The organism is Saccharopolyspora terrae, assembly GCF_004348435.1.
Classification (GTDB): domain Bacteria; phylum Actinomycetota; class Actinomycetes; order Mycobacteriales; family Pseudonocardiaceae; genus Saccharopolyspora; species Saccharopolyspora endophytica.
On the sequence record NZ_SMKS01000117.1, the window covers coordinates 1 to 8167 of the forward strand.

The 8167-nt window shown below is 63.2% G+C and carries 7 protein-coding genes and 2 pseudogenes; 4 read left to right on the forward strand and 5 right to left on the reverse strand.

Annotation, left to right across the window (positions count from 1 at the left end):
• The first annotated feature begins 89 nt into the window (after window positions 1–89).
• Window positions 90–862: pseudogene (locus E1181_RS30490) on the forward strand (transposase family protein).
• A gap of 75 nt (window positions 863–937) precedes the next feature.
• Here the strand turns inward: E1181_RS30490 and E1181_RS33025 are convergent.
• Window positions 938–1147: pseudogene (locus E1181_RS33025) on the reverse strand (DDE-type integrase/transposase/recombinase); the annotation flags it as partial.
• A gap of 152 nt (window positions 1148–1299) precedes the next feature.
• Window positions 1300–2208 carry an IS5 family transposase gene (locus tag E1181_RS30500; RefSeq protein WP_132679875.1) on the reverse strand — a complete coding sequence of 303 codons (909 nt, stop codon included), beginning with the start codon at window positions 2206–2208 and terminating at the stop codon, window positions 1300–1302.
• Between the two features lie 149 nt (window positions 2209–2357).
• Here E1181_RS30500 and E1181_RS30505 point away from each other — a divergent pair, with 149 nt between their 5' ends.
• Window positions 2358–3581 (forward strand): IS4 family transposase, encoded by a 1224-nt coding sequence (locus E1181_RS30505; RefSeq protein WP_132679869.1) that lies wholly within the window; start codon window positions 2358–2360, stop codon window positions 3579–3581.
• A 179-nt stretch (window positions 3582–3760) separates the two neighbouring features.
• Here E1181_RS30505 and E1181_RS30515 read toward each other — a convergent pair whose 3' ends face one another.
• Window positions 3761–3958 carry an IS3 family transposase gene (locus E1181_RS30515; protein WP_165944797.1) on the reverse strand — a complete coding sequence of 66 codons (198 nt, stop codon included), beginning with the start codon at window positions 3956–3958 and terminating at the stop codon, window positions 3761–3763.
• Window positions 3959–4639: 681 nt separating this feature from the next.
• Window positions 4640–5398: an IclR family transcriptional regulator gene (locus tag E1181_RS30520; protein WP_165944798.1), complete on the reverse strand. Its 759-nt coding sequence runs from the start codon at window positions 5396–5398 to the stop codon at window positions 4640–4642.
• A gap of 789 nt (window positions 5399–6187) precedes the next feature.
• Here E1181_RS30520 and E1181_RS32680 point away from each other — a divergent pair.
• Both E1181_RS32680 and E1181_RS30530 read left to right on the forward strand, forming a co-directional pair.
• The gene (locus E1181_RS32680; protein WP_268952520.1) at window positions 6188–7027 is read left to right on the forward strand and encodes a helix-turn-helix domain-containing protein; all 840 of its coding nucleotides are present in this window, start codon (window positions 6188–6190) and stop codon (window positions 7025–7027) included.
• Between the two features lie 49 nt (window positions 7028–7076).
• On the forward strand, window positions 7077–7313 hold the full coding sequence (locus E1181_RS30530; RefSeq protein ID WP_132679873.1) for a DUF397 domain-containing protein: 237 nt from the start codon (window positions 7077–7079) through the stop codon (window positions 7311–7313).
• A gap of 128 nt (window positions 7314–7441) precedes the next feature.
• Here E1181_RS30530 and E1181_RS30535 read toward each other — a convergent pair.
• Window positions 7442–8167 (reverse strand): transposase (locus E1181_RS30535; RefSeq protein ID WP_132679874.1); only part of this gene is annotated, 726 nt, incomplete at its 5' end.

Consider the following 8167-nt stretch of genomic DNA (forward strand, 5'->3'; position numbering starts at 1 on the left):
GTGGTGGGGCGTGTTGGGCGGGGAAATGGTGAAGCTCCTGGTAGAAGGGTCGTCGACCAAGATCAACCCAGGACTTCCAGGAGCTTCGGATGTTGTTGTATCCGGCAGCGATCGATCTGTCCAGCACGACCCTGCGGTATGTCGCCGATGCGCTGCGGGAGCATCACGGCCGTATCGGTTCCCGCTGGCGCAAACTCCGCGCAGACCAGCAAGCACTGCTGGTCTTGGCTCATCTGCGCAACGGCGACACCTATGCCCGGCTCGCGGCTGGATTCGGTGTCGGGATCGCCACCGTCTACCGCTACATCCGCGAAACCGTCGACCTGCTCGCCGCCCGCGCACCCTCCCTCAAAGCCGCGTTGTGGCGCATGGCCTGGACCTTCCACAACTTCGCCATCCTCGACGGCACCGTCATCCGGATCGACCGGGTGGCCGCCAACAAGCCGTTCTACTCCGGTAAACACCGCTATCACGGCATCAACCTGCAAGGCCTCAGCGACCCATACGGCCGGCTGGTCTGGATCTCAGACGGAATCCCCGCAGGGCGTGTCAACGACACCAGCGCCGCCCGCGCCCACCACATCCCCGACCTCGCCGAACAAGCCGAAATCCTGCTCCTGGCCGACCGCGGCTACCACCGCCTCGCCGACGGCATCGCGTTCACTCCGTACAAGAGCTGGTACGGCCAACTGCCCAAACGCTACCGCGAAGCCGACACAGCCCACGCCCAAATCCGCTGCCAGGCGAACGCGGCTTCGCCACCCTGAAAAACTGGCACATCCTCAACCGCGTTCGCGCCTGCCCCCACCGCGTCGGCACCCTCGCCCGAGCCATCCTCACCCTCGAACACAAAACAAGATGAAAAAGGGCTCAATGAGGCGAAGAACGACTCTGCGGCTGCGTTGTCCCAACACACCCCGGTCCACCCGACGCTGGTGCGAACCTGATTGTCCTTGCAGAAGCGGGAAAACTCTCCGGATGTGTATTGCGTGCCGCGGTCGGAGTGGAACACCGCCTCTGGGCGGAGGTGTCCGTGCGTGATGGCCATGTCCAGGGCGTCGATGCCCAGGCTGGTGCGCATGTGCTCGGCCAGCTGCCATCCGACGACCATTCGTGTTGCCAGGTCACGGTCGCGAGATACAGCCACCCTTCACTGGTTTTGAGGTAGGTGATGCCGCCGACAAGCCGCTGGCCCGGCGCGGTGAACTCGCGGCCGATTAGATCCGGGCTGTGCACCGGCTCTTCGCCGGGCACCTGGTGCGTTTGTAGGTACGGGGTTGACACGCCGCTAGGAGCTGTTTAGGAATTGATCTTTGTGAGGTCGCGGAGCCAGGTGTCGATGGTGGCGATCTGCACGGTGGCTTCGTAACGCACGGCGAGTTTGTCGTAGCGGCTGGCCACGGCGCGGTGATGTTTGAGGCGGTTGATGCCGCATTCCACGGCGTGGCGCTGGCGATAGGCATCGGAGTCGAAGGCGGGTGGACGGCCTCCGGATGAACCGCGGGCACGACGGTGACCGGCTTGGTCTTTCGGGACCGGGATCGTTGCCATGATCCCGTGCTGACGCAGGTAGGAACGGTTCGCGCGGGAGGAGTAGGCCTTGTCAGCGAGCACCCGCTCCGGGCGGGTGCGCGGGCGTCCGCGTCCGCCACGCGCGACCCGGATCGCCTCCAGTACGGCGGTCATCTGGGGGCTGTCGGCGCGTTGCCCGGCGGTGATCAGTAGCGATAACGGCTTACGGCCTTGTTCGCAGGCTAGGTGGATCTTCGTGGTGAGCCCACCACGGGAGCGTCCCAGCGCGTGATCGGCCGGTTCGTCGCCGGGCGGTTCGACCTGCTTGCCGGGCCGGCGGCGAGCGCCGGCGGCGTGCTGGTGGGCCCGGTTGATCGTGGAATCCACTGACACCTGCCAGTCGATCAGGCCCGCCTGTTCCGCCCATGCCCGCAGCGCCGAGAGAATCCAGGGCCACACGCCCTCACGCTGCCAGCGGCGAAACAGCTGGTAGAGCGACTGCCAATGCCCATAGCGTTCCGGCACGTCCCGCCACGGAGCACCGACCCGCACCCGCCACCGGACCCCATTGAGCAACTGCCGCCGTGTCCACTTCGGACGACGTCCCACCACAGGTCGAGACGGCAACACACGCTGCAACGCCACCCACTGCCGGTCCGTCAGATCCTGACGCGCGCCAACCGATACGCTTCCCACCGAGGTCTCCGGATAGATGTCGATCTTCTTGGTCGTTGATCCATCTACCGGAGACCTCACTGCGTTCAAACAGCGGGTCCCACGTTCCTAAACAGCTCTTAGCCCCAATACCGCTTAGTTTGGTTGATCTTAGTGTGTAGGGTGGTGGCGTGCCCAGGCCAGGACAGATCAAGTCGGATGAGCGGTTGCCGGATCGGATCGCGATCGGGGTGCTCACGAAGACGTTTCCCGCCGAGCTGATCGACGAGGTGCTGGCCGTCACGGGGCGTGCTGAGCAGCGGAAGCGGCTGTTGCCTGCCCGTGTGGTGGTGTATTTCGTGCTGGCGATGTGTTTGTTCAGCCGAGAAGGCTATGAAGAGGTCACGCGGCTGTTGACCCAGGGGTTGGTGTGGGCGCGGCGGTGGAGCGGTCAGTGGCGGGTGCCCACGACGGGTGCGTTGTCGCAGGCCCGCGCCCGGCTGGGGCCGGAGCCGCTGAAAGTGTTGTTTTCCCGGGTGGCCGCTCCCGTGGCCACCGAGAGCACGGTCGGGGCGTGGTATCGCCGGTGGCGGCTGGTCGCGGCCGACGGGACCACGTTCGACGTGCCCGACACATCGTCTAATGTGGATCATTTCGGTCGTCCCGGTAACTCCCGCGGGGAAGGCAAAAGTGCCTATCCGCAGGCCAGGGTGGCAGTGTTAGCCGAGTGCGGCACGCACGCGATCTTCGCCGCCGCGACCGGGCCGCTGGGCATTCACGAGACGAGGCTGGCCCGCGAGTTGCTGGGCTCGCTGGGGCCCGGGATGTTGCTGCTGGCCGACCGGGCCTTTCTCGGTTTCGATCTCTGGCGGGCCGCCACCGACACCGGGGCCGACCTGCTCTGGCGTGTGCGCGCCAATGCGGTCCTGCCCGTGGTGCGCCAGTTCGATGACGGCTCGTATCTGTCGGAGATCGTGGGCTCCCGAGACTATTACCGCCGCGCTGACCCGATCCGAGTTCGGGTGGTGGAATACGCCCTCGGCGCCGAAGAGACCGTCTACCGGCTGGCGACCAGCATCCTGGACCCGCAGGCCGCTCCGGCAGCGGAGCTGGCCGCGTTGTATGCCCAACGCTGGGAGATCGAAACCGCCCTCGACGAGATCAAAACCCACCAAGGCGGCCCGCATTTCGTTCTGCGCTCGCAATCCCCCTCCGGGGTCGAGCAAGAGATCTACGGATTCTTGCTCACCCACCACGCCCTGCGCTCACTCATCCACGACACCGCCGCCACCGCCGAGAGCGATCCCGACCGGGTCTCATTCCTGCGCACGCTGCGCCTCGTCCGCCGCCAGGTCACCGACCAGGCGGGTTTTTCCCCCGACACGCCTGAAACGATCACTACACACCGCCCATGACGAACTCCTGCGCCACCCCACGCCACCACGCCGCCGACGATCGAATCCCCGCGTGATCAAACGAAAAATGTCGAGCTGGCACCTCAAACACGCCCACCACCGAAACCCTCCACCACCCGACAACGAGACGATCACCATCGTCCCCGCCACCAAACCCAGCAAAACCAGACGAAAACCACCTAACTAAGCGGTATTGCTCTTAGCCCAAGTTCGCGCATCAGGTCGGCAACCAACTCGACGCTGCACGCGTGGCCTTCGCGGTTGAGCTGGGCGGCGACCCGGCGACAGCCGTAGGTGCCCCGGCCCTCGGTGAACACCCGGTCCACGTGGGTGCCCAGCTCGCGCCGACGGGCCTTGGTGGCAGTCTCGGTGGCCACCCATCTCCGCCAGGAGTAATACGATGAGCGTGGCACCCCGAGTAACCGGCACATCCACACGACCGGATAGCGGGCCTTCTCCGCATCGATGACCGCGCAGCGCTCGGCTACTGCGACGTCCGCGCGAAGAAGGCCGTGGCTTTTTCAGGAACTCGTTTTTCCATCCGCAGCCGGCGGATCTCCTCTTCCATCTCCGCCACGCGGGCTCGTTCGGACGGGCTCACCGGCTGCTCAGAACCGGGGGATCTCCCGTCGCCACGCGTTGACCCAGTTGGCCAGCGTGCCCGCGTTGATCTCCAGGTCCCGGGCGCCCCTCGGCGACCGGCTTCTCGGTCTCGATCACATGCACCGCCTCAGCCTTGAACTGAGCGCTGAACCTCCGACGCTGCTCGGGCATGTACACATCCTCCCAAACGAGAGGCCTTGTCCAAGATCCTTGGTGCACCTCAGGGGAAACCGCGTCAGCAACCAGGGCATGATCGACTACACCTTAGCAGAGATCCGTCGCCTGTTGATCAACCTCATCACCCGAACACCACACCCCGCCGAACACGTCTGGTCCTGGTCACGCTGGCGCCGACGACGCCAACACCAAGCCCGACACTGCCACTACCGACGACGCGGCTACCCACTCTGAGTGCCGTTGCAGTACTAAGAGCTGCCCCAGGGCAGACTTCGGTCCTAAGCCGGCCAACGGGCCGCCGCAAGCTCTGTGGAAATCTTCTTAGCGGCTTGACGGACGAGCAAGGCGCAAACGAACAGGTCGATTCGCTCGGTTGAATCAATGACGCTGATCGCTGCGGATGGCCTTGTCTGCTTCGGGAAGATGATCGGAGCCGCTACACTCGATACGCCAACCAGGTACTCCTCTCGAGAATACGCTACGCCATTGCGAAGCGCCACGTTTAGTTCAGCTCGCAGCTTCAACGGGTCGGTAACGGTTGTGTCGGTGAATGCTTCAAGGCATTCGAGGGCATCCTCTGTGACGTCCAGACGGTGTGCGAGCAGAGCTTTCCCAGCTGCCGCGCAGTGCAGGGGCACATCATTTCCAACGATCCGCTTGATGATGTGCAAGTGTCGGTGGAGATGCAACGTATCGAGATAGGCAACCTTGGTACCTCTAAGGATGCTAATAGCGACAGCGGCTCCACCTGTTCTATTGTGCAGTTCGATCAAATGCGGAGTCAGCACGGGTTTCGCGTTCTCCACCATGCTAATCAGTGATGATCGGCAACACAGAGCACGCCACTTTTCGCCCATGACGTAACCCTGCTTAACGTGCTCGACTAAGCCGTATTCAGTAAAAGTTTTGAGGATTCTGTGCGCCGTCGACTTTGGTACACCGGAAAAACGTATCACCATGCCGAGGTCCACCGGTTTCGACGAAACGCAAACCAGCTCGAGAATTGCGATCGCCTTTTGCATGACCTTGGGTTGCAACGTGTGCCTCGTTCGCTGGCCGTCCCCAGCCATCCTCGCCTCCTACTGCTGGAGCTCCAAGGCGCGTACGCTCCTGTCCGGACCTACGGCCCCGGCACCGCACCGCGAAGCTGCGATCAGGTGGGGTAAGCAGTCGCCGACACACAGGATCAGGGCGGAGTGCGTCATTATGTGACTGTCGAAAATCGAACCCAGCTTACGGGTAAAGCGTGCAGTGACGTCTTGTAATGGTGGCCTGGGTGCGGGAACTTTTTCGGGGTCTTGGTCGATGCCGAAAGCTACACCGACGATAAGGCGATCATCGAAACAGTGCGGGACGGATTAACACAGGATCTTCGTGTGCTGTCGTCCGCGCAGTCGCTCAGCGCGGGCCGCTAGGCGACGCCGAGCAGCGTGGATGGGCCAGCCGCACCGAGTTTTAGTCACGACACTCCTTGACCAGCGAACACGGGATTGTAGCGTGCGCATAGCAGGGGGACTGCCGCTTTGACCAGTCCCGATGTGGGCGAGCCAGCGGCGAACGAGGAAGGCGGGGTATGCGACAGAAGTCGGACATCATGCATCTGACGTTATGCCAACATATGCCACCCATCAACAGGGAACACCCGGGTGGACCAGCCGCACCACGCCTGCCATATGGCTGGTCTCGGACGGACCGGCTTTCAGTCCCGGGTTGCCCCTGGTTATCGGCACGTCGCTGCCGCCGATTGGTGCTTGCCTCGGCGGCGATACGAAACGTTCCTGAGAAGCGAGACTTCCATGAGTTTAGACGATCAACCCGCTGAGGCCATGAGTCGGCGAGCGCTACTGGGCCGTGAGCTCCGACGGTTGCGGAAGCGAAAAGGGTGGACGGGCCCGCAGCTGGCGCAATTGTTGGGGTGGTCGCAGTCGAAGGTTTCGCGGCTGGAGACAGGGCAGCGCTCTGCTGCGCTGGCCGACGTGACGGCCTGGCTCGACGTCACGGAGACTGAGGGCGACCCCAGAACACGGGTTCTAGATCTAGCCGAGAGTCTTCTTGGTCAAATCACTGGATTGCGTGCGCTACACCAGGGCTCGTTGGTACGGCGCCAAGTCGAGTTGCAAAGTATCGACTCGGAAGCCCAGCTGGTCCGGCAGTTCCAACCCCTGATGGCTCCAGGCGTATTCCACACGGAGACATACGCGAGAGCCTGCATCGCCTCTGCGAATTTGACCGCCGAACGCGATCTCGACTCCGCCGTAGCTGCGCGTCTTGAACGTGGCCGTCGCGTTCTGAGTGGCGAAGGACCCGTCTATCACGTAGTGCTGTGCGAATCTGCGCTGCGTTGGAGGCCGCACGGGTGCAGCCCAGAGCAACTGAGGCGCTTGTGGCATCGCGTTGCCGAGATCGTTGATCATCGCAACATCACCCTTCAGGTCATTCCCGACAGCACACCGACTACTGCACTTCCCCAGTGTGGCTTTTCGATGTGGAGCTGGGGGTATGGACCCGATTCACAGTTTGCGCTGGTCGAAACTCCTGCGGCAGAAGTCACATTCACCAGTTCGGAGGACATCGCGATGTTTGAACGAGTCTGGCACGAGATGATCAAGGTTGCCTTGTCGCCGGAGCAATCTAGAGGCTGGATTATCCGGTTCGCCCGTATTTGACCCGGATCTGCTCGTATGGCAAGCCGGGACGCGAACACTAGGAGGCACGATGCCGCCGGAGAACGGCCCGCAGCCAAACACGTTCGAACGGTCACGCTGGCGCAAAACAAGCACCGAAGGGGCATGCGTGGAGGTCAATCATGGGACGGAAGGCTGGGTTGCCGTGCGCGATTCGAAGAATCCGGACGGATGTATCCTCCTTTTCAAGCGGACAGTCTGGTCATCGTTCCTCGTAGGTATCCACACGAACAGGTTCGATGTCCGACGGGAACAAGAAGGTCTATAAGGAGGCCCTCGCAACTCCTCCAGTTCGTGCAATTCAGCCGATACCACACGCGTGGGTCCGCACTGGCCCGCTCAGTCGACGAAGTCCTCAACAGGATCCGTACTCTGGCCCATCGGGATTGAGGTGTGTCAAGGACGCTTGAGGCTGGGGGTGTTGAGTGTGCGGAAGAGTTCGCGGATGACGTAGCGCTTGAGGGATCGGCGGATTTCACGGTCGGTGCGGCCTTCGGCTCGTCGGCGGGCGATGTAGTCGTGTGTTCGTGGGCAGATGCGCCATCGGGTGAGGACAATGTCGTGAACGGCCCTGTTGAGTTGCCGGTCGCCGCCGCGGTTGAGCCTGTGGCGTGTGGTCCTGCCGCTGCTGGCAGGCAGCGGGCTGATTCCGGCGTGTGCAGCGAAGGCTGCTTCGTCGCGGCACCGCCCAGCGTGGGACCAGGACACGATCGCTTGTGCTCCGCTGACCGGTCCAACACCGGGTTTGTCCAGTAATGGTGGGGAAAACGTGGTCACCAGCTCGGTCAGCTGCTGCTTGTTCTCGGTCGGCTCGCGACTGGCGTTGTGGATGGAGAGCGCAAGTCGACGGGTTTCGGCGCCCACCGCATGCTCGGTGGTGTCGCCGTTCTTGCCGCGACGGCGGGCGATTGTGGTCAGTCGGTTGTAGGTGAGGGTGCCGCGAGCGAGATCGCGGTCGGTTTCATCTCCGGCGAGCAGCAGTGCGCGTAGCCGGCTGATCTGACGGGTCCGAGCGGTGGTGATCTCACGGCGTGCGCTGAGCAGGATCCGCAGGGCTTCGCGGTCGCCGTCAGCGCGAGGGGTGGGCAGCCGGTCTGCGGACAGTCGCAGTACTTGCAGCGC